Genomic DNA, 973 nt, shown 5'->3' with positions numbered 1-973 from the left:
TGGGCGGCGTCGGTGGCGGTGGCTTTGACGTTTTCCATGGCTTCCTGGGCGGGTTGCTTGAGGTCCTGGGCCATGGTTTTGGCGGCGTCGGTGAGTTCGTGGGCCAGGGGTTCGGCTGCGGTTTTGAGCTGGTCCGCGGCTTCGCGTTCTTTCTGGCTTGGCGGGATCAGGGAGGAGACCAGCAGTCCGGCGCCGAAGGCGATCAGCCCGGCGGCCAAGGGGTTGCCCTGGGTTTTGGCTTTGACCTGGTCGGGGGCTTGGGAGACGGCCTCACCGGCGTCGCTGAGTTTGGCCGAGACGGTGTCTTTGGCATCGTGCAGGGTGTCCCCGGCGGAGTGCATGGCGTTGCTGGTGTGTCCTGCGCCGGTGGTGGTGGTGTGGTGGACGGTGGTGGCGGCGTTGTCTGCTGCGCCCATGATTTTCTCCTTGACTCCGGTGACGGCGTCGCGGACCTTGTCGGTCTGGCGGTGGACGATGTTGGACGGGGTGACCTTGTCGGCGACGGCGTCCACGTTGGTGCCCAGGCGGGCGCGGGTGGCTTCTATGTCGGCGCGGATGACGTCGGGGTTCTCGCTCATCGGTGTACCTCACCTGGTTTGAGGGTTGGGGGGATTTCGGAGAGTGTTTGGCCGGTCTGGGGCAGGCCTTTGATTTGTTTGAGTTCCTTGCGGCCGGTGGCGGCCAGGACGGCGGCGATGATGGCCCAGATGACGGCGACGAGCAGCGCGGCCCAGCCCAGGGGCATGAGGGCGCCGAGGGCGAACATCAGGGCCAGGGAGAGGAAGAGCAGGACGAAGTGTCCGCCGACGCCGGCGCCGGCGAGCATGCCGGCGCCTTTCCCGGCGCGGGTGGCTGATTGTTTGGCTTCGGCCTTGGCCAGTTCCACTTCCTGGCGCAGCAGGGTGGACAGGTCCCGGGTCACGTCCCCGAGCAACTCGCCCAGGGAGGCGTTATCGGCCTTCACATGCGCCGC

The 973-nt window shown here is 67.1% G+C and carries 2 protein-coding genes; both read right to left on the bottom strand.

Going from position 1 to position 973, the window contains the following annotated elements:
• Positions 1–578, bottom strand: a 578-nt coding sequence (locus ACYSM9_RS21860) for a DUF3618 domain-containing protein (RefSeq protein ID WP_461859043.1), incomplete at its 3' end; no start/stop codon positions are given.
• A partial coding sequence (locus ACYSM9_RS21855; protein WP_461859042.1) for a phage holin family protein occupies positions 575–973 on the bottom strand: 399 nt, incomplete at its 5' end. The genes ACYSM9_RS21860 and ACYSM9_RS21855, both read right to left, overlap by 4 nt.

The organism is Arthrobacter sp. C152 (genome assembly GCF_054890965.1).
This window is presented reverse-complemented; position numbering and strand designations above follow the sequence as displayed.